Origin of the sequence: Paenibacillus sp. MMO-58 (genome assembly GCF_037146255.1) — a bacterium.
In the GTDB taxonomy this organism is placed as follows: Bacteria; Bacillota; Bacilli; order Paenibacillales; family Paenibacillaceae; genus Pristimantibacillus.
In genome coordinates this window covers 73,695-92,814 of the sequence record NZ_JBBCVY010000014.1, presented here as the reverse complement: position 1 = coordinate 92,814, position 19,120 = coordinate 73,695, and the positions used below count along the sequence as shown (strand labels likewise).

Genomic DNA, 19,120 nt, shown 5'->3' with positions numbered 1-19,120 from the left:
TTTCCAATTTATGATATGGTTCTAGTATACTTTACAAAATAAGATGAATTCAACGGAAAACTAGGAATTAATATGACAAAATAATCAATTCTTCGACAGGATAATGTCGAATTTTGTAACTTTGCTGAATTTATGAAAATAAATAGAGGCTGCTCCCTTTTCGGAGCAGCCTCTATTTCTCTGATTCTATAGTCCTGGCTTCGTTCAGCCTTGTTTGACATCCCGCTGCGGCTCTTGCTGCGCATCGTTCTTGTGATGCATCCGGTGAAGCTTATGGAGCTCCTCGCGAAGCTGCTCGGCCGTCTTGCCTTCCGTTGCAATACCGTTTTCCTTGGCCTTCTGACGCAGATGCTCCAGAATTTTCGCTTTATGCTCCGTCTTGAACGCTTCCCATTTCGCTTTATCTTTCTGCTTTGCCGCTTCCAGCTCCGTTCTGAGCTGCTCGGCTGTTTTGCCCTCCGTTTTAATGCCGAAATAATCAGCCATATAGCGGAGCTTCTCCATCCGGTGTTCTTCCGAATTTTTGCCGAATTTGCCGTCATGATGATGATGACCATGCTTAGGGCCATCCTCCATCCGGTTATCCTGAGCTGCTGGAGCCTTCTCCTCCGGCTGCGCCGCATAGACTGGAGCCGATAGCAGCAGCATAGTCGCTGCGAATGCGCCGATGATTTTTCTTTTCATGCCTTGCCACACCTTCCTATCCAATTCGTGATGCCGGAGCGTTGATGCCCCTCATGGATTATTTTTCCCAAGCATACGATTAGATAGACATGGCCTTGTCGCATTGCCGATTATTCTGTCGAATGGTTAGGCTTGCGCTCGAGCCTATGCAGCTCCTCAAGCACGGCATCCTTCGAGAAATGCTCGCCGATAAAGACGGCAACGTCATTCACTTCGCCCTGCGGCGTGATCCGGATAAAGTCCGTTTCCCGGTAAGCGTATTGGAACAAGAAGCGGCTTGCCGTATCCGAGAACGTTACAATGCCCTTCGCCCTGTACACATGATCCGGCAGCTGCTTCAGAAACGCCTCAAACGCCACGCTGTCGACCGCTCCGTTCAGGTAGTGCGTCATGACCATAACATGCTCATGGGTATGATGATGATGATGATGCGAATCGCGATGCCCGTGTTCGCTTTCCGCCTCTCCTTTATGTATGCCGACACCGGATAGCTGCGAGGCATCCTCCGCTTGCCGCTCGATAAAAGCCCAGTCCTCCACCTGGCAGCGGACCGTTGTCATAACCGGAGCAATGGCATTGATCTCGCGGATCAGCTGCTGCGCCTCCACCAGCTCGTCCGGAGCCACCTTATCAGCCTTGTTCAAGAGCAGCCTTGTCGCACACCGGATCTGATCGCGCATCAGCTTAAACGTCTTGCCTTTCCCGCTTCGGCTCCGCTGCAGCAATTCAGGTCCGTCCACGACGGTAATGACGCTCTGCAGCTCAATCCGGCAATACAAGGCCGCTTCCGTAACCCCGTCCATAATCTCCATCGGATTGGCCGCACCGGTTGATTCAATCACGATGACATCCGGCTGATGCGTGTCAATGAGGGTTTTAATCTCCAGGCTAAGATCGCTTCGAATCGTGCAGCAGATGCAGCCGCTTAGCATTTCCGACATCGGGACTTTATCTCCGACCATCTGACCGTCCAGATTAATGTCGCCAAGCTCATTCATAATAACGGCCGCTTTAAGCCCTTGAGCCTGCCAATGGTCCAGCAAACCGGTTAGTAACGTAGTCTTGCCGCTGCCAAGAAACCCCGACAGCAAATAAATCGGTGTAATGTTTGTGTTCATCGCTGCTCTTCCCTTTCCGTCTGTCATTCCCTTCATTATAGCGCTACCGCAACCGGCTGCAACCTTGTCGCGCCGCTACGAAAAAAAGACTGCCCCGCGCCAAGGATGGCGGGGGGCAGCCTCTTTTTATTTAATCAGACATTAAAGCCAGACGGATCTGATGATGATGACCAACAGAATGAAGAGGACAAGAATGAATCCAAAAGCACTGCCGCCACCATATCCGCAACCGGCACCTGCAACAGGACCAACTCCGTAGCTCATTTGTTCATCTCCTTTAACTAATGTACAGTATCCTATGTTTAAAAACCCAAACGGTATAGGCATTCACCAAAATTGTGCGTTTGCTGAATTTTAATGAATGATGCACATTGCCAAGAAAACTGAGCATGTACCCCTTTTTCAGGAGGAAATTATAGATACTCCCCTAAGCGCTCGTTAAAAATGGTCAAATATTTAAGGTCCGTTTCGTCGAAACGGCTGAATGACGGACTGTCGATATCCAGCACGCCAATGATCTGACCGCCGCTGTACAGCGGGATAACCAGCTCTGAATTGGAAGCACTGTCACAGGCAATATGCCCGGGGAACTGATGAACATCCTCAACGAGAACGGCTTCCTTGCGCGCCACGGCTGTCCCGCATACCCCTTTGCCAATCGCGATACGCGTGCAGGCCGGTTTCCCCTGGAACGGTCCAAGGACAAGCGTTTCCCCTTCCAGCAAGTAAAAGCCAACCCAATTAATATCGTCCAGGAACTGCTGAAGAAGCGCCGAGGCATTCGCCAGATTGGCAATCCGGCTGCTCTCGTCCTCTACCAGTCCCGTTAATTGCTTAATAAGCAGCGTATAGTTCTCTTCTCTTGTGCCCGTATACAAGCTTGCGTTAAACATTTTATATCACTCCTACTCTATCAACCTGACCAACCATCCAAACCAGACTTGATCGTATGAATAGAATATCATATTCCAGCAGCACGAGCGATTAGGGGGATAATTTGGGTGACGAAGAAGAAAACCGCAGCGAGGAAAAAATCGAGCGCAACGAAGAAGACGAATACGGAAAGCCAAAGCACAAAAACGGATCTGCTCTATCCTTTGCAGGAAAACTTTGAAGATGAAGGTTTTGCCCTCGTCAACCAAGCAAGAGAAGCCGCCGGCCTGCAGCCGCTCAGCAGATTGGAAGTGCTCTTTGAAGCGGCCGAAGCAAAAGCACAGGATATGAGAGACAACCATTATTTCGATCATCTATCCCCCACATACGGCACTCCGGGGCAAATGCTGACGCAGTTTGGCGTGGAATGGACGGCTTACGGGGAAAATATCGCTGCCGGTCAACGCACACCGGCCGCTGTTATGGAAGCCTGGCTGAATAGCCCGGGCCATCGGGCCAATATTTTGTCTCCTAAATATACGCATTTGGGAATCGGATACGCACCCGGGACAAATGACAGCCGCTACCGGACTTATTGGGTACAGGAATTCGTAAGACTATAGATCTGATTTTTCGTGTCACTCCAACTTTACTCCTATTTTTGTAACTTATTTACAAAAGCTTTACTTCTCCTATACATTCTCCTAATAGAGGCTCTGTAAGATGCAGATGAAATCGAGCTATCAAATAGGAGGAGATACAAGAATGAAAGGCAAAGTTTTGAAGACAGCACTGCTTGGAACTGCAGCAGCCGCACTTGTTGTTACCGGTTATACAGGTATTCAGAGCAGCAACCAGGTTAACGCTGCAACCCAAAAAGCAAAAAACGTTGTTCTCTTCGTTGGCGACGGCATGGGCACCGCGCAGCGTGATGCCATCCGGCTCGCAACAGTAGGCGAAAGCGGGCAACTCGCTATGGACTCGATGCCTTACGTCGGCCTCATTCATACAAGCTCTACAACGGCCATTACGGATTCCGCCGCTTCCGCAACCGCATATGCAAGCGGCGTAAAAACCTACAACGGCGCCATCGGCGTGGACGCAAACAAGAAAAGCGTAAAAACGATTATGGAATACGCGAAGGATAAAGGCATGTCTACCGGCCTTGTTACGACAAGCCAGATTACGGACGCAACGCCTGCGGCTTTCGCTTCCCACGTAGAAGACCGCTCCAAACAAAGCGATATCGCCCTGCAGTATTTGACGAAGTCGAAGGTTGACGTGCTGCTCGGCGGAGGCGAAGACTTCTGGTACCCTGCAGGCAACAAAGGTGCTTTCGACGATGAGACACCAGCCGATCCTTCCGAGAAAAGCAAAGGAACGCAAGGCGACCTGGTGAAAAAGGCGAAGTCGCTTGGTTATACGTACGTAACGAACAAAACGGACATGACCAAAGCAAAAGGCAAGCTGCTTGGTCTGTTCGCTAACGAAGAAATGTTCCAGCAAAAGCCGGAAGGCCAAGGCGACGTCTACAACCCGATCGTCTCCCTGCCTGACATGACGAAAAAAGCGCTGGACACTCTCTCCGCAAACAAAAAAGGCTTCTTCCTTATGGTCGAAGAGGAAGCTACGGACGAAATGGCTCACAACAATAACGCGAAGCTCACGATCAAAGCCGGTCAAGAGCTCGACAAAGCCGTAAAAGTAGCGAAGGACTTCGCGAAGCAGCATCCGGATACGCTGGTGCTCGTTCTTGCCGACCACGAAACAGGCGGCTTCTCGGTTGAAGAGGTAGACGATTCCGACGAGTCTACGGATGGCAAAACCATCTCCGGCGAAGACGGTCCGTTCGCGATCGCGGGCTCAAAAATGAACTTTGTCGTAGATTGGACAACTTCCGGCCATACGGGCGTTGACGTTCCGGTTACGGCAACAGGCGCAGGCTCGGAGCTGTTCACGGGCATTTTCGAAAATACCTCCATCTTCAACAAGCTGGCGCAAGCTTTGAATATTACGATCAAGAAATAAACCCCGCATTAACATTCCCCGCTATGCAAAAAAAGAGACTTCGCTTGGCTAACCATGCGAAGTCTCTTACTTTATTCTATAATCCTTACAGCACTTTGCTAAGGAATTCTTTCGTTCTTGGGTGCTGCGGATTCGCGAATACTTCCCGCGGCGGTCCCTGCTCGACAATCTGGCCGCCGTCAATAAACAACAAACGGTCCCCGACCTCGCGCGCAAAGCCCATCTCGTGGGTTACGATGACCATCGTCATGCCTTCCTTCGCGAGCGACTTCATCACGTCAAGCACCTCGCCGACCATTTCGGGATCGAGTGCCGACGTAGGCTCGTCGAACAGCATCACATGCGGACGCATTGCAAGCGCGCGCGCAATCGCTACGCGCTGCTTCTGGCCGCCGGACAAGCGGTTCGGGTACGTGTCCCGTTTCTCCTCAAGACCTACGCGGCGCAGGAGCTCAAGGCCGATTTTGTCCGCCTCTTCCTTTGCCATGTTCTGTACTTTGGTTGGAGCAAGCGTAATGTTTTGCAGCACCGTCTTGTGCGGGAACAGGTTAAACTGCTGGAACACCATACCCATGCTTTGACGAAGCTCGTTTATATTCACATTGCGGTCCGTAAGGCGTTTGCCTTCGTATTCGATCACGCCGTCCGTAGGCGTCTCGAGCAGGTTCAAACATCTCAGGAAGGTACTTTTGCCGGAGCCGCTTGGTCCGATGACTACAACAACCTCGCCTTTCGCAATCTCCGCATCGATGCCGTTCAGAATATTCGCTTTGCCGAATGATTTCTTAAGTCCGGTTACTTTAATCACTTGTTTTCAACCTCCGTTCGCCAATGCCAAGCAGCTTGGACAACGTAAAGATCAAGACGAAATAGATCAGAGCAGAAATAAGCATCGGCTCGATGGAAATAAAGGTTGCGCCTCTAATCGCATTTGCCTGATAAGTCAATTCGGCGTATCCGATTACGGACAATACCGACGACTCTTTCACGACAACGACAAACTCGTTGCCAAGCGCGGGCAATACGTTTTTGAATGCTTGAGGAAGAATAATTTGACGCATCGCCAAACCTTTCGACATCCCCAAAGAGCGAGCGGCCTCCATTTGCCCTTTATCAACCGCCTGGATACCCGCACGCATGATTTCGGCAATATATGCGCCGCTGTTCACGGTAAGAGTCAGATAAGCAGCCGTAAAGATTCCGATATCAAAGCCAAGGAAGATCGGAAGCCCGTAGTAGAACAAGAACAACTGAACGAGAAGCGGCGTACCGCGAACGATTTCAACATATACCGATCCGATAAAACGAAGCAGCCGCAGTCCCGACAAACGGAGAAGGGACACGAGGGTACCCAGTACCAGTCCGCTAAGAACGGCGAGCAGCGATACCTCTAACGTCTTTTTGATGCCGGTCCAGTAGTACGAGCCATAGTCGTTTAGAAAAGAAAAATCCCAATGATACGCTAATTCCATGATGTCTACCCTGCCTTTTGTATTCGCGCAAGCGTAAACGGCTGCGGCTTCCCTAGGGGAAGCCGCATACGTTTCGCGGATGAAGTTTATTGTTCCGAGATTTGCGTCATTTCCGATACCCATTGATCAATCTTCTTGTCCGCAGTTAGATGATCAAGCGTTTTTTGAATTTCAGCGAGAAGGTCCTTTTCCCCTTTGTTAACCGCTACAGCGGAACCGCCGGACTTATATTCAGGAGAAATGCTTGTCAATGCGATGTCCGAGTTTACGTTGGCATAGCCTTGAGCAACCGGAAGCTCGACAATCAGAGCATCAACCTTTTTGGATTTCAGTTCAAGAACCAGATCAGTTGTTTTACCCAAGGATTTCAGCTTCGCGCCTTTGATGCCTTGAGCGATTTTCTCTTGCGTGGAGCCCATTTGAACGCCAATGGCTTTACCTTCAAGATCAGCCATCGTCTTGAATTTATCTTTATCTTCTGCACGCACAAGAACGCCTTGCTTTGCGTCGTAATAAATCTTCGAGAAGTCTACCGCTTTGGCGCGTTCCTCATCCGGCGTCATGCCTGCGATAACGAAGTCGATCTTGCCAAGCTTCAGCTCGGCAAGCAGGTTGCCGAAGTCCATATCTTTAATCTCCAGCTCAACACCCAGATCCTTAGCAACTTCCTTTGCGATCTCAATGTCGAAGCCTACGATTTGATCCTTACCGTCAACATTTTTGTGGAACTCGTACGGCGCGTATTCAGCGCTTGTGCCGAGAACGATTTTTCCGGCTTTCTTAATATCGGCCAGCTTGCCTGTAGCCTCTGCAGCACCGTTATCCGCGGATGCAGCCGGGCTTGCGTTAGAGGAAGAATTATTTGCGTTGTTTTTACCGCCGCATGCCGCCAGCGTAAACACAACAACTAAAGTAAGCATAAAAACCAAGCTTTTTTTCAACGTCATGTCATTCAACTCCTGATGTCTGATCATTAGAAAACCAATTGATTATAATTCATTATCACGTATAAAGATACAGGTTTTTTCTCCCATAATTTTCAGCTTACTAAGTCGTCAGCCCTACTATGGAAGCATTCCCAAATAACCTCATCCTCACTCGAAGACGGCGAGTACAAGAAGTCAATATACGCCATACTTCTTTTATAGTAGAATTTATAGCTGAATGAAACTTGCTTCCCAATTCCATAATGAGGTGCTTACAATGTCCATCAATTTTACGTCATCGATCATTAGCCGATTAAAACGAGATATCGCGGAAATAGAACGGCAAATTGTTCAAAATAAAAATAAAGTTTCCAAAATAAACGCTAAAATCAAGCAGCTGCAAAAAGACAAACCTGACGGCTCCTCGCCGGCAGACCAGAGTAAAATGACCCAGATCAAAAAGCTCAGCGCTCAAGCCGTTCAATTAACGGAATCGCAAACGGATCTGTCCAAGCAATTGTCCGTGAAAAACGCGGAGCTTAGGCTGCAACTGGCCAAAGAGAAATAAATCTTGGACGAAAAAAAGGATGTAACCCCTATCAGGTTACATCCCCACAAACAACCGGCATGAAACTTTAAGCTTCTTCAGAGCTGTTCTTGCTGGATAGCAGCAAGTTCATCAAAATAGCCGTAACGGACCCGGTTACAATCCCGTTCTGCAGAAGCATCTTGGCAAAGTCCGGCAGTTGGTCAAAGATTTGCGGTACCGCCGAGGATCCAAGGCCAACCGCAATACTGCATGCAGCGATGAGCAGATTGCGCTCCTCGCGTAGATTCAATTCGGACAAGATCGAGATACCGGAAGCCGCAACGGAGCCGAACATGACAACCATCGCACCGCCAAGCACCGCATTCGGGATAACCGTCGTTATCGCCGCAAGCTTTGGCAGCAGTCCAAGCACTACCATGATGCCGCCAGCCGCAAAAATTACATCGCGGGTTTTTACGCGAGTCAGCGTAATTAGGCCGACATTTTGCGAAAAGGCCGTATAAGGAAACGCATTAAATAATCCGCCGAGCATAATGGCCGCGCCTTCCGAGCGGAGACCGTTAATAATCTGCTTTTGCTCCACCTTCTGATCCGTCGCTCTTCCGACAGCCAGATAAACGCCCGTGGATTCCACCATACTGACAATATTTACGATAATCATCGTAAACACGGCCGTCAGGCTGAATTGCGGCGTACCGAAGTAGAACGGTTGAACGATATTGAACCAGGAAGCCTCATTTACGGGCGCAAAGCTGACGATTCCCATCGCGTATCCGGCGATCGTGCCAACGGCAAGTCCAATCAGCACGGAAATGGAGCGCAAGAAGCCTTTGGCGAACCGATTCACGAGCAAAATAACGATAAGCGTGCCAAGTGCCAGCAACAGATTGCGCGGCAATCCGAAGTCAGCGCTGCCTTGCCCGCCGGCAACGTTATTCATGGCAACCGGGATCAGCGAAAGTCCAATGATGGTAACAACCGAACCGGTAACGATGACCGGGAAGAACTTCAACAGCTTTCCGTACAGCGGTGCTGCCAATACGACGAAAAGGCCGGATAATATGATCGCTCCATAGGCCGTAGCCAGATTCGAGGCAGACGCAATCGCAATGATTGGCCCCACTGCCGTAAACGTGCAGCCGAGGATAACCGGCAGTCTGCTGCCGAAATACTTGGTGCCGAGCACCTGCAGAATCGTTGCAAGACCGCAGGTGAACAGGTCCGCCGCGATCAGGTAGGCCATCTGCGCTGGAGTCAAGTGGAGCTGCCCACCCACGATTAACGGAACAACAACGGCGCCCGCGTACATCGCCAAGACATGCTGAAATCCTAATGTAAATGCCCTCTGTTTGCCCAGCATCCCTTATACCGTCTCCTTTACGAGCTCTTTAGCCGATTCCTCGAAATCGATTTCCCCTGGTGCCATTCTGGAAATGGTTGCAAGCGATTCGACGCTGACATTCATTTGCTCCAGCAATCCCCGGCCCTCTTGGAAGCCTTTTTCAATGACGCAGCTAACGCCGGCAAGTTCGGCACCGGATTCTCTAACAATCTGAACCAAACCAACCAGGGCTGCGCCCGTCGCGAGAAAATCGTCTACGATAAGGACCTTGTCGCCGGGTCCCAAATAATTTTTCGAAACCGTCACCTGATAGGTCTCTTGCTTCGTAAAGGAATGAACAGACGCCGAATACACCTGCTCCGACTGCGTAACCGCCTTTTTCTTCTTGGCGTATACAAACGGAACCTTAAGCGCAATACCCGCAGCCATCGCAAATTGAATGCCGCTTGCTTCGATAGTGAGCACCTTCGTAATGGTCTTGTCCGCAAACCGGGCCACCAATTCCTTGCCAATCTCCAAGGCAAGCTCCGTATCTACTTGATGATTCAAGAAGGAATCCACCTTCAGCACCGTATCGGACAAAATTAATCCTTCTTCGCGTATTCGATCTTTCAGCCTTTTCATCTTTTTCGCTCCTCTAGTTGAATAAAAAAGGGACAAGCCGTAATTGGCCTGTCCCTACGTTAAACTAATTCGTGCACGCTGAACTACATTCGACGGCTTTCCTACTACTTCCAGCACGGAAAAGCACAGTAAAGAAAAAATGCAAACAGCGATCACTCATAGTCGGATAGTTGCGATGGTTATCCGGTAGAAACTTATGGGCCATATTCCCATGATTATATGAGTCTTTTTAAAAATGCATTTCTAATCATACTAGGAATGAAGGCCAGATTACAAGTGGTATTTTTTTATGATAGGCTATTAGGGCAGAACGGTTTCTAGGAGAGGAGCAATCGAATGAATTTTAATCTTGCCGAAGCGATTGAAGTGCTGGAACGAACTCCGCAAACCTTACAGCTTTTTCTATCCGGCTTGTCTGAGGGCTGGCTGGCTTGCAACGAAGGGGAAGGAACTTGGAATGTGCGGGAGGTCATTGAACATCTGATTGAGGGGGAGAAAAACAACTGGATTCCGCGTCTTGAATTTATCCTCGCAGAAGGCGAACATGAGCCGTTCCCCTCCTTTGACCGTTACGCTCATTTGAATCAAACCTCTGCCCGGTCATTTAAACAGGCCTTGCTTGAATTTATTGCGATCCGGACCCGTAATATCGCGAAGCTCGAGGAACTCGTGAAGGATGAATCCAGTCTTGAGAGGACTGGCTCCCATCCTGCATTTGGCGTCGTAAAGGTACGGGAGCTAATCGCTACTTGGGCCGTGCATGACATGACGCATATCGCCCAAATCGTAAGGGTCATGGCCAACCGTTATGTTACGGACGTGGGACCGTGGCATGAATACTTGGGCATTCTTAATAAGAAATGATAAAGAGGCTGCAAACGCGCTGTAACAGCTCGTTTGCAGCCTCTTTTGTCAGGTGACTGATTTTTTCCGCATCGGACGTACTCTGTCCGATTCTTACATCATGCCGCCCATACCGCCCATGCCGCCCATATCTGGCATGCCAGCGCCTGCGCCCTTCGGCTCAGGTTTGTCGGCAACAACGGCTTCAGTAGTCAGGAACATAGCTGCTACGGAAGCTGCGTTTTGCAGAGCGGAACGAGTTACTTTCGCAGGGTCAACGATACCCGCTTCGAACATGTTCACCCATTCGCCGGTTGCTGCATTGTAACCAATGCCAACTTTTTCGTTTTTCAGACGCTCAACGATGACGGAACCTTCTTGGCCAGCATTCGCAGCGATTGTGCGAAGCGGCTCTTCGAGGGAGCGCAATACGATGTTAACGCCTGTTTGCTCGTCGCCGCCAATTTGAATAGCTGCAACTGCTTTATATACGTTGATCAGAGCTGTACCGCCGCCGGATACGATACCTTCTTCAACCGCTGCGCGAGTCGAGTTCAGGGCATCTTCAATGCGGAGCTTGCGCTCTTTCAGTTCGGTTTCAGTAGCCGCGCCGACTTTGATTACCGCTACGCCGCCAGCCAATTTAGCCAGACGCTCTTGCAGCTTCTCACGGTCGAACTCGGAAGTTGTTTCTTCCAGTTGCACGCGGATTTGGTTAACGCGAGCTTGGATGTCGTCAGGGTTGCCGCTGCCGTCAACGATGATCGTGTTTTCTTTCGTAATGCGAATTTGGCGAGCGGAACCGAGTTGGTCCACAGTAGCGGATTTCAGCTCAAGGCCAAGCTCTTCCGTAACCACTTGCGCGCCAGTCAGGGCAGCGATATCAGCCAGCATTGCTTTGCGGCGGTCGCCGAAGCCTGGAGCTTTAACGCCTACGCATGTGAATGTGCCGCGCAGTTTGTTCAGTACGAGCGTAGCTTGCGCTTCGCCTTCGATGTCTTCCGCGATGATCAGGAGCTGTTTGCCGGATTGAACGACTTTCTCGAGAACAGGCAGGATCTCTTGGATGTTCGAGATCTTTTTGTCCGTGATCAGGATATATGGATTGTCGAGGACAGCTTCCATTTTATCCGTATCCGTGATCATGTACGGGGAAACGTAACCGCGGTCGAATTGCATACCTTCAACCACTTCAAGCTCCGTAACGAAGCCTTTCGATTCTTCAACCGTGATAACGCCGTCGTTGCCCACTTTTTCCATGGCTTCCGCAATCAGTTGGCCTACTTCGTCGTCAGCAGCGGAGATCGAAGCCACTTGCGCGATCGATTGTTTGCCTTCGATTGGTTTAGCGATTGCTTTCAGCTCTTCTACTGCAGCTTTAACCGCCTTTTCGATGCCTTTGCGGATAACCATAGGGTTAGCGCCAGCCGTAACGTTTTTCAGGCCTTCGCGGATCATCGCTTGAGCAAGAACGGTAGCCGTTGTTGTACCGTCGCCGGCAACGTCGTTTGTTTTTGTTGCTACTTCTTTAACGAGCTGTGCACCCATGTTCTCGAATGCGTCTTCCAGCTCGATTTCTTTCGCGATGGAAACGCCGTCGTTCGTGATGAGCGGGCTGCCGAATTTCTTCTCCAGCACCACGTTGCGGCCTTTAGGACCAAGCGTTACTTTAACCGCGTTTGCAAGTTGATCAACACCGCGCAGCATTGCGCGGCGAGCGTCTTCGCTAAATTTAATTTCTTTTGCCATTACCAGTTACCTCCCAAAAAGTATAATAAGTATCTTTCGCCTTGCCCTCTATGTTAGGAAACGGGCTTATCCAAAGATCGCGTGAATGTCGCTTTCCTTCATAATCAAATACTCTTTACCGTCGTATTTGATTTCTGTTCCCGCATATTTCGAGAAAAGGACGCGGTCGCCAACTTGAACTTCAAGCGCAACGCGAACGCCGTCTTTCAGCGTGCCGCTGCCAACTGCCACCACTTTGCCTTCTTGCGGCTTTTCTTTAGCCGTATCCGGCAGAACGATGCCGCTTGCAGTCGTTTCTTCTTTTGCGATCGGTTCGATCAATACGCGTTCACCCAAAGGTCTGATCATTGAAAATAGCCTCCTTAAAAATTTTGTCGCTTATTGTTTTAAATTAGCACTCATAAGCTTTAAGTGCTAACAACCATTTTTATCATACTCATTTTTGGATCCAATTTCAAGTGTCTTCAATCATTTTTGCAGTTATTTAACATCCTGCCGGAAGGCACCTTCACCATTATAGCCCTAGCTAAAAAACGGCATACGCAATTCATGCGCATGCCGTCTAAGTTTACAGCTTGGCCTGCAAGCCGTTCATTATAAAATGGTTAAGTTCTTCTATTGTATATTCCAGCGTATGCGGCTCCTCGATCCGGATCGACTGCCAGTATTCGGAATAGCGATTAAGCAGCAATACGCCCGCTATTGAATACAAGGTTAGATCGACCGAACGGAACTGAAAGCTTCCCTGCTCGCGTCCCGCCTCCAGCCATTTGCGCAGCGTCTGCCATAGCGGCATCACGTAAAAACGAATTTTGTCGATCCGTGATGTATTGAGCAGGATTTCATGCTGGATAATTTGAACAAGCTCGGGGTCGTTGTAGCGGAACTTCGTTACCTCGGAAACGATAAGCTTTACGCCTTCTACAGGTGGCAGGTTCTTGTCGACCTCGGCAAACTGGCTGCTCGGAAAATAAGCGTCAAACAGTGCCGCGAACATATTCTCTTTCCCGCCAAAATGATACGAAATGAGAGCGACGTTAGCCCCGCCCGCTTCCTCGCATATTTGCCTTACCGTAGTCCCGTCAAAGCCCTGGCTGGCAAACAGCTTCCTTGCCGCAAGCAGAATGCGGGACTTCACATCGCTCTCATTCGTTGTCATTGTCTAATCCCCCAGCCTATCGAATTATTTAGCCGCAACCGCTGCCTCATGCTTTCGGCCGGCGCTTCGTTTCAGCCCCGTTGCTGCAGCGCTCACCGCTGCGGCTACCGCCGTAATCAGGAAGAGAACCGCTACCTCATGGCCTACGCCGGGTCCGCCAAACAGTAAGTTCATGTTTCCTTCAACCGCGTACGTTGCGGGAAGAACGGAACCAAGCCCGGTATAGAAATCCGATAACAGCTCCCGCGGCACAATCGTACCCGAAGATACCAGCTGCGCCGACAGAAGCATAATATTAAACAGCATGCCTGCCATCCCGAACAGGTAGAGAAACATTTGCGATACGAACATAAAGGTGAGCAGGAACAGCATTTCAAATAACCATAGCTGGAAAAAGCCCTGCTCGATTTGCCCGCCCAGCGAATACAGCAATGTCGAGCCTACTAATGATACAACAGCTGCTGCCGCAATATTAATGATACTTCTTGCCGCAAATCTTCTCCAGCGGCTGACGCTGGCCTGAACGGCCATTGCCGACTGCTCCAGATTCATCCCCATAATCATGGCGCCTACATAAGAAGCAAGCACCATCATCATCGGCACCATCTGATTGTTCATGCCATGTATGGCGTTAGTCGACTGAATGTCCGCCGTTACGCGCTCAGCCAAACTTTGCGCAGCCGTTGCAGCCTGCTCCTCCGGCATCTTGGCTGCCGCTCCAAGCGTTGTCTTAACGCCTCCCGCTACCGCCTGCTTGTTCACTTCGGCCGTAACCTGCTGCGCTACCCCGTTCATCATACTTTTAATTAAAGCAGGATTCGACTCATTAATCCAATACTGAATGTTGGCGTGTCCGCCTGGGGACGCCGCCTTTTGCGTAAAATCCTCAGGCATGTAAATAATCATCTGAAGCTTCCGGTCATCCAGTTGCTGCTTAGCTGCGTCCAAATCATCCAGCCGGGACATCTGGAACGGCAGCTCTTTCAACAGATTCGCCGCTACCTGCTCTCCCAGCTGCTGATCTTGATTGACAACCGCAATATGCAGCTGATTGGCACGATCGGTTACCCCGTCATAGCCCGTCATCCAAATCAAAGAGAATATGATCTGGAACATCAGTGCCGTAATAATCCCGATCCATGTGGTCGGGCGCTTCATAAATGCCTGCAAAGCCTGTTTCAATCTCTCCACTCCCTCTATCTATTTTCCCTCGTCTTAAACATATGTTTAAAACAACTGTTTAATACATTATCAAGCATGCCTCCCCTTGTCAATGGCAAACAAATTCAGAGTAATAGTAATAATAGTAGTAGAGCCTCCTGGCTTCTTTGCCGACTTTCGCTGTAAGCGCCTTACCGTCTATGGTAATCGTCGCCGAGTAGTTTTTGCTGTTCCAGCCGACCTGTGATTTCATTTGCTTGCCGGCGGAACACAAAGACAAATACTTTCGCCCATCTACAATTTCCCGTCAAGCCTTATGTAACTATCCGCATCGAAACAGGCAGCCCCTGATCCCGCCAGGGTCGATGGCAAATGTGGTAAACTGCATTTGCGGTACGAATTGCGGTGGAGGTGCCGTGGGCGCTTGAACTCCTCCCGGAGTCCCCGGAAATCCACCTGGAAACCCCGGTCCTCCCGGCACGCCAGGACCGCCCGGAAATCCCGGAAACCCTCCGCCGGTCCCCGGCGTTGGAAAAAAAACCATATGTGATCGCTCCTTTTAATGAGTAGGCATAATTATCATATGCATTCGCGGAAAGGGCGCTTTGGCGAGATCCAAAAGGGTTTGTAGCGAGGGAATGAACATATGGTAAAAAACTAACGTTGAAGTTATGATATTAATGAAAGAAATAATGACATCGGACGGGACAATTTATGAATATTCCGATTTTAGCAAGCAAGCTTTATATCCCCGTGCCCAGAACGAAGGCTGTCTTGCGCCCGCGTCTGATCGAGCGGCTGAACGAGGGGCTGGAACGCAAGCTGACCCTCGTTTCCGCCTCCGCCGGCTTCGGCAAGACAACGCTTGTCGGCCAATGGGCCGTCGGTTGCGATCGGGCAGTCGCTTGGCTGTCGCTGGACGAAAGGGACAACGACTCCACGCGCTTCTTCCTTCATCTCATCGCTGCCGTGCAATCAATTGCGGAGAGCGTCGGAAAAAGCGCGTTTGCTGCTTTCGAGTCGTCTCAGTCCGCGCAGATCGAATCGATTCTCACGGTTCTGCTTAATGAAATCTCCGCTCTCCAGTTCAAAATCGTCCTCGTACTTGACGATTACCATCTCATCGATTCGGAACAGATCGACGATGCCCTCCTCTTCCTGCTCGAGCACCTCCCTCCGCAAATGCATCTGGTTATCGCCACTCGCGAAAACCCGCAGCTGCCCCTGGGCAGATTGCGCGCCAGAGGACATTTGACCGAGCTGCGCGACACCGATCTACGATTTACTCCCAAAGAAGCTGCAACTTTCCTTCATCAAGCGATAGGGCTGGATCTAACGGCCGACGAAATGGCTGCGCTTGAATCACGGACCGAAGGCTGGATTGCGGGACTTCAGCTGGCGGCTCTCTCGATGCAAGGCCGCGAGGACATACCCGTGTTCATTCGGGCATTCTCCGGAGACAATCGGTACATTGTGGACTACTTGGCCGAAGAGGTTCTGCAGCGCCAGCCGGAGCCCATTCGAAGATTTTTGCTGCAGACATCCATTCTCGACCGTTTGCATGGCCCACTGTGCGACGCCGTCACCGGTCAGGCGGAAGGCAACGTACGCTTGTCCGATTTGGAGAAGGGCAACTTCTTTATCGTTCCGCTGGACGACACACGCCAGTGGTATCGCTACCATCACCTCTTCGCGGATGTTCTCTACGCCCATTTGAAGGCGGATCAGCCGGATCAAATCGATTCACTGCATCGGCGTGCAAGCATTTGGTACGAGCGGAACGGCTCCGCGGACGATGCGATCCGCCATGCTCTCGCAGCAAAGGATTTCACGCGAGCGGCGGTCCTGATTGAGCTGGCCTGCCCGACGATGGCCAAGCTTCGACAAGAAGCTACGATGCTACGCTGGCTGAAGGCGCTGCCTGACGAGTTGGTTCGCCTTCGGCCCGTGCTCAGCGTTGTTTATGCCGGGGCGCTGCTGACCCTCGGCAAGTCGGATGGTGTAGAAGAATGGCTTCGGGACGCCGAAAGCGGGCTGGAGTCGACGGCAGACTTGCATGCACGACCGGATGTCCACTCAGCTTCGGCTGAAAAGGTTTTCGTAGACGAAGCCGAATATCGCCGTCTCCCTGGAACGATCGCAATGTATCGGTCAGCGCTTGCCCTCATGACAGGCAATATAATCGATGCAATGAAGTATGCCCGATTGGTGCTGAGCCTCATGCCGAAAGATGCCTATCTCAAGCGCGGAGCGGCATCCGCTCTCCTTGGACTCACCTCTTGGACAAGCGGGAGCCTCGATGAAGCTTATCGTCTGTTCGCTGATGGCATGGCAGACGTGCAGCAAGGCGGGTACATCTCCGATGCGATCGGGGGCACGAACGCCCTTGCCGATATCCGAATCGTTCAGGGTCGTCTCCATCAGGCGTTGAGCCTATACGAGCGGGGATTGCAGCTTTCGATCGAGCATGGCAATCCTGTCATGCGGGGAACGGCGGACATGTTCGTGGGGATGGGCGAAATCCATCGCGAGCGCAACGATCTGCAGAACGCCATGCAGCTTCTGCTGAAAAGCGAGGAACAAGGCGAGCATACCGGATTTCCGCAATACCGGTATCGCTGGCACGTCGCGATGGCTCGAGTATGCGAGGCGCAAGGAGACTTGCAAAGCGCGCTCGACCTCCTCGACGATGCGGAGCGCTTTTATGTCGGTGATCTTTTCCCGAATGTACGTCCTGTGGCGGCGATGAAAACAAAGGTGCTGATCGCGCAAGGGAAACTGCACGAAGCGCTCGAATGGGCACGTGCACATGGCCTGACCGCCAGTGACGAACTGAGTTACCTTCGAGAATTCGAGCATATCACTTTAGCCAGATTGCTTCTGGCCCGGTTTCAAAGCGAACGTGAATACAGCTTTTTACATGAGGCCATGGGACTTCTTGATCGCCTCCGTCAAGCGGCGAAAGAAGGCGAAAGGACGGGAAGCGCGATCGAAATCATGATCGTGACGGCTCTTGCGCATCAAATGAAAGGAGACACGCCTGCTGCGCTTGGGCCGCTGGAACGCGCCTTGACTTTGGCTGAACCGGAGGGGTACTTCCGTATTTTCGTAGACGAAGGCCAACCTATGGAGGTTCTGCTCGGAGCCGCCTCAAAAAAAGGACTCAACCCCAAGGAATTTGTTCGCAGGCTCCTGGCAGCCTTTGGCCGGACCAAACCGGTTGCAAACCATTCGCTGCGTGAACCGCTAAGCGAACGTGAACGCGACGTACTTCGGTTGCTCAGAACCGAACTAAGCGGACCGGATATTGCCCGCGAGCTGATCGTTTCCCTGAACACCCTGCGAACCCACACCAAAAACATTTACGACAAGCTCGGGGTGAACAACCGCCGTGCAGCCGTCCGACGGTCCGAGGAACTCGATTTGATATAACGTAAGCGCATCCCCCCGCCCTGGCAAAATAACCGGGGCTTTTTGCGTTTCCCAATAAAAATTCACCACATCAATCACCACATGTGGTGATGCGGTCACCTACGTGAACACTTATCATTGGATCTAGCAAGAACATGCGTAGACAGGAGACGAATCCGCAGGAGGGAGATGTAGGTGGTGAATAATGAGTGAAACGCAAGGGTCAATGGAAAGCCGACACGACGGATTTTACGAGATTTGCATTAAGGGGCACTTGGATGCCAGATGGGCTTATTGGTTCGAAGGGATGAGCCTTACGCACGAGAGCGACGGAACGACCGTCCTTTACGGCCCGGTGGCCGACCAGGCCGCCTTGCATGGCATGCTGAGAAAAATACGGGATCTCGGCCTCGCATTAGTATCGGTCATTCAAAAAAAGAAGGAGACGAACCCATGAACAAAGAGAGTAAAATTACAGTAGTTTCGCGTCTTTTCCGCTTCGCCGGCGTAGCCGCTATGTTGTCAGGGATCCTGTTTGTCGTCATTCAAACGATTCATCCGCTGGACATTCTTTCATCCGTCAACACCGATCGGTGGGCCCTCGTTCACTTTTTGGGCATAGCCATGTGCTTCCTCGGCCTGCTCGGCCTGACGGGGATCTACGCCAGGCAAGCGGCAGAGACCGGCTGGCTTGGTCTGATCGGTTATTTCACGCTAAGCCTCTTCTATGCGCTTACGATGGCTTTTCAATTCGTCGAAGCCCTTATTTCTCCGACGCTCGTAACCGAGTCTCCAAAGCTTGAGGAGAGCATCTTGGCGATCGCCGGGGGATCTTCCGGCGAGTACCTCGGAGCCCTTGAAACTACTTACATGTTGACGGGCATCCTGTACTTGCTCGGCGGCCTGTTATTTGGCATCGCATCATTCCGCGTCCGCATCCTGTCGCGCTGGGCGGCCGGTTTGCTTGCCTTAGGAACGCTTCTGCCTCTTCCTTTGTCTTCGCTGGTCCATCATCCGTACGATCGGTTTTTGGCTGTGCCTGTTGGGCTGGCCCAGGCTTGGCTGGGCTATTCTCTCTGGCGATCCTTGTCCAAGGAGAGGAAGGAAGATGTCTCAGATCATCAAAGCGCCGGCAAAAGAGTCCTCGGCTAAGCTCCTCATAGCCGGCCTGCTCTTTCTG

22 protein-coding genes, 1 pseudogene and 1 riboswitch are annotated in these 19,120 nt (G+C 51.1%); of the genes and pseudogenes, 7 read left to right on the top strand and 16 right to left on the bottom strand.

Going from position 1 to position 19,120, the window contains the following annotated elements; genetic code table 11:
• Window positions 1–204 precede the first annotated feature (204 nt).
• The 4 genes from WFJ73_RS28895 to WFJ73_RS28880 form a co-directional block, all read right to left on the bottom strand.
• Window positions 205–684, bottom strand: coding sequence for a hypothetical protein (locus tag WFJ73_RS28895; RefSeq protein ID WP_336776357.1), 480 nt, complete (start codon window positions 682–684; stop codon window positions 205–207).
• Window positions 685–794: 110 nt separating this feature from the next.
• The gene (locus tag WFJ73_RS28890) at window positions 795–1,802 is read right to left on the bottom strand and encodes a CobW family GTP-binding protein (protein ID WP_336776356.1); all 1,008 of its coding nucleotides are present in this window, start codon (window positions 1,800–1,802) and stop codon (window positions 795–797) included.
• Window positions 1,803–1,943: 141 nt separating this feature from the next.
• Window positions 1,944–2,066: a sporulation protein YjcZ gene (gene yjcZ, locus WFJ73_RS28885; RefSeq protein WP_015842688.1), complete on the bottom strand. Its 123-nt coding sequence runs from the start codon at window positions 2,064–2,066 to the stop codon at window positions 1,944–1,946.
• Window positions 2,067–2,215: 149 nt separating this feature from the next.
• Complete coding sequence (locus WFJ73_RS28880) at window positions 2,216–2,695, bottom strand: GAF domain-containing protein (RefSeq protein WP_336776355.1); 480 nt, start codon at window positions 2,693–2,695, stop codon at window positions 2,216–2,218.
• Between the two features lie 108 nt (window positions 2,696–2,803).
• Here WFJ73_RS28880 and WFJ73_RS28875 point away from each other — a divergent pair, with 108 nt between their 5' ends.
• Window positions 2,804–3,298 (top strand): CAP domain-containing protein, encoded by a 495-nt coding sequence (locus tag WFJ73_RS28875; protein WP_336776354.1) that lies wholly within the window; start codon window positions 2,804–2,806, stop codon window positions 3,296–3,298.
• 142 nt (window positions 3,299–3,440) lie between these two features.
• On the top strand, window positions 3,441–4,703 hold the full coding sequence (locus WFJ73_RS28870) for an alkaline phosphatase (RefSeq protein ID WP_336776353.1): 1,263 nt from the start codon (window positions 3,441–3,443) through the stop codon (window positions 4,701–4,703).
• Between the two features lie 85 nt (window positions 4,704–4,788).
• Here WFJ73_RS28870 and WFJ73_RS28865 read toward each other — a convergent pair whose 3' ends face one another.
• Genes WFJ73_RS28865 through WFJ73_RS28855 form a run of 3 tightly spaced genes read right to left on the bottom strand, consistent with a single transcriptional unit; the run spans window position 4,789 to window position 7,122 of the window.
• Window positions 4,789–5,511 carry an amino acid ABC transporter ATP-binding protein gene (locus tag WFJ73_RS28865; RefSeq protein WP_336776352.1) on the bottom strand — a complete coding sequence of 241 codons (723 nt, stop codon included), beginning with the start codon at window positions 5,509–5,511 and terminating at the stop codon, window positions 4,789–4,791.
• Window positions 5,504–6,298 (bottom strand): amino acid ABC transporter permease, encoded by a 795-nt coding sequence (locus WFJ73_RS28860; protein WP_336776351.1) that lies wholly within the window; start codon window positions 6,296–6,298, stop codon window positions 5,504–5,506. Before WFJ73_RS28860 ends, WFJ73_RS28865 begins: the two co-directional genes overlap by 8 nt.
• The gene (locus WFJ73_RS28855; RefSeq protein WP_336776350.1) at window positions 6,262–7,122 is read right to left on the bottom strand and encodes an ABC transporter substrate-binding protein; all 861 of its coding nucleotides are present in this window, start codon (window positions 7,120–7,122) and stop codon (window positions 6,262–6,264) included. The genes WFJ73_RS28860 and WFJ73_RS28855 overlap by 37 nt, the downstream gene beginning before the upstream one ends.
• 256 nt (window positions 7,123–7,378) lie before the next feature.
• On the opposite strand from WFJ73_RS28855, the gene WFJ73_RS28850 reads away from it, so the two are divergent.
• Window positions 7,379–7,669: a hypothetical protein gene (locus tag WFJ73_RS28850; protein WP_336776349.1), complete on the top strand. Its 291-nt coding sequence runs from the start codon at window positions 7,379–7,381 to the stop codon at window positions 7,667–7,669.
• Between the two features lie 67 nt (window positions 7,670–7,736).
• Here the strand turns inward: WFJ73_RS28850 and WFJ73_RS28845 are convergent, their stop codons facing one another.
• Together WFJ73_RS28845 and WFJ73_RS28840 are read right to left on the bottom strand one after the other, a co-directional pair.
• The gene (locus WFJ73_RS28845; RefSeq protein ID WP_336776348.1) at window positions 7,737–9,011 is read right to left on the bottom strand and encodes a nucleobase:cation symporter-2 family protein; all 1,275 of its coding nucleotides are present in this window, start codon (window positions 9,009–9,011) and stop codon (window positions 7,737–7,739) included.
• A 3-nt stretch (window positions 9,012–9,014) separates the two neighbouring features.
• Entirely contained in the window at window positions 9,015–9,617 is a 603-nt protein-coding gene (locus tag WFJ73_RS28840) for a xanthine phosphoribosyltransferase (protein ID WP_201008410.1), read from the bottom strand.
• A gap of 139 nt (window positions 9,618–9,756) precedes the next feature.
• Window positions 9,757–9,860, bottom strand: a riboswitch (purine riboswitch).
• A 93-nt stretch (window positions 9,861–9,953) separates the two neighbouring features.
• On the opposite strand from WFJ73_RS28840, the gene WFJ73_RS28835 reads away from it, so the two are divergent.
• Complete coding sequence (locus WFJ73_RS28835) at window positions 9,954–10,481, top strand: DinB family protein (protein ID WP_336776347.1); 528 nt, start codon at window positions 9,954–9,956, stop codon at window positions 10,479–10,481.
• A gap of 93 nt (window positions 10,482–10,574) precedes the next feature.
• On the opposite strand, the gene groL is transcribed toward WFJ73_RS28835, so the two are convergent.
• The 7 genes and pseudogenes from groL to WFJ73_RS28800 form a co-directional block, all read right to left on the bottom strand.
• Entirely contained in the window at window positions 10,575–12,209 is a 1,635-nt protein-coding gene (gene groL, locus WFJ73_RS28830; protein ID WP_336776346.1) for a chaperonin GroEL, read from the bottom strand.
• Window positions 12,210–12,275: 66 nt separating this feature from the next.
• Window positions 12,276–12,557 carry a co-chaperone GroES gene (gene groES, locus WFJ73_RS28825; protein ID WP_116393699.1) on the bottom strand — a complete coding sequence of 94 codons (282 nt, stop codon included), beginning with the start codon at window positions 12,555–12,557 and terminating at the stop codon, window positions 12,276–12,278.
• A gap of 220 nt (window positions 12,558–12,777) precedes the next feature.
• Window positions 12,778–13,368 carry a TetR family transcriptional regulator gene (locus WFJ73_RS28820; protein WP_336776345.1) on the bottom strand — a complete coding sequence of 197 codons (591 nt, stop codon included), beginning with the start codon at window positions 13,366–13,368 and terminating at the stop codon, window positions 12,778–12,780.
• A 24-nt stretch (window positions 13,369–13,392) separates the two neighbouring features.
• A complete protein-coding gene (locus WFJ73_RS28815) occupies window positions 13,393–14,559 on the bottom strand; it encodes a YhgE/Pip domain-containing protein (RefSeq protein ID WP_336776344.1) in 1,167 nt (388 codons plus the stop codon).
• 79 nt (window positions 14,560–14,638) lie between these two features.
• The gene (locus tag WFJ73_RS28810; RefSeq protein ID WP_336776343.1) at window positions 14,639–14,809 is read right to left on the bottom strand and encodes a hypothetical protein; all 171 of its coding nucleotides are present in this window, start codon (window positions 14,807–14,809) and stop codon (window positions 14,639–14,641) included.
• A 51-nt stretch (window positions 14,810–14,860) separates the two neighbouring features.
• Window positions 14,861–15,073: pseudogene (locus WFJ73_RS28805) on the bottom strand (collagen-like protein); the annotation flags it as partial.
• Window positions 15,074–15,258: 185 nt separating this feature from the next.
• Window positions 15,259–15,486, bottom strand: a complete 228-nt coding sequence (locus WFJ73_RS28800; RefSeq protein WP_336776342.1) for a hypothetical protein — start codon at window positions 15,484–15,486, stop codon at window positions 15,259–15,261.
• Between the two features lie 12 nt (window positions 15,487–15,498).
• Here WFJ73_RS28800 and WFJ73_RS28795 point away from each other — a divergent pair, with 12 nt between their 5' ends.
• The 3 genes from WFJ73_RS28795 to WFJ73_RS28785 all read left to right on the top strand — a co-directional run bounded on the left by WFJ73_RS28795 (window position 15,499) and on the right by WFJ73_RS28785 (window position 19,092).
• Window positions 15,499–17,961 (top strand): LuxR C-terminal-related transcriptional regulator, encoded by a 2,463-nt coding sequence (locus tag WFJ73_RS28795; RefSeq protein ID WP_336776341.1) that lies wholly within the window; start codon window positions 15,499–15,501, stop codon window positions 17,959–17,961.
• A gap of 184 nt (window positions 17,962–18,145) precedes the next feature.
• Entirely contained in the window at window positions 18,146–18,397 is a 252-nt protein-coding gene (locus tag WFJ73_RS28790) for a hypothetical protein (protein ID WP_336776340.1), read from the top strand.
• Window positions 18,394–19,092 (top strand): hypothetical protein, encoded by a 699-nt coding sequence (locus WFJ73_RS28785; protein ID WP_336776339.1) that lies wholly within the window; start codon window positions 18,394–18,396, stop codon window positions 19,090–19,092. Before WFJ73_RS28790 ends, WFJ73_RS28785 begins: the two co-directional genes overlap by 4 nt.
• Window positions 19,093–19,120 lie beyond the last annotated feature (28 nt).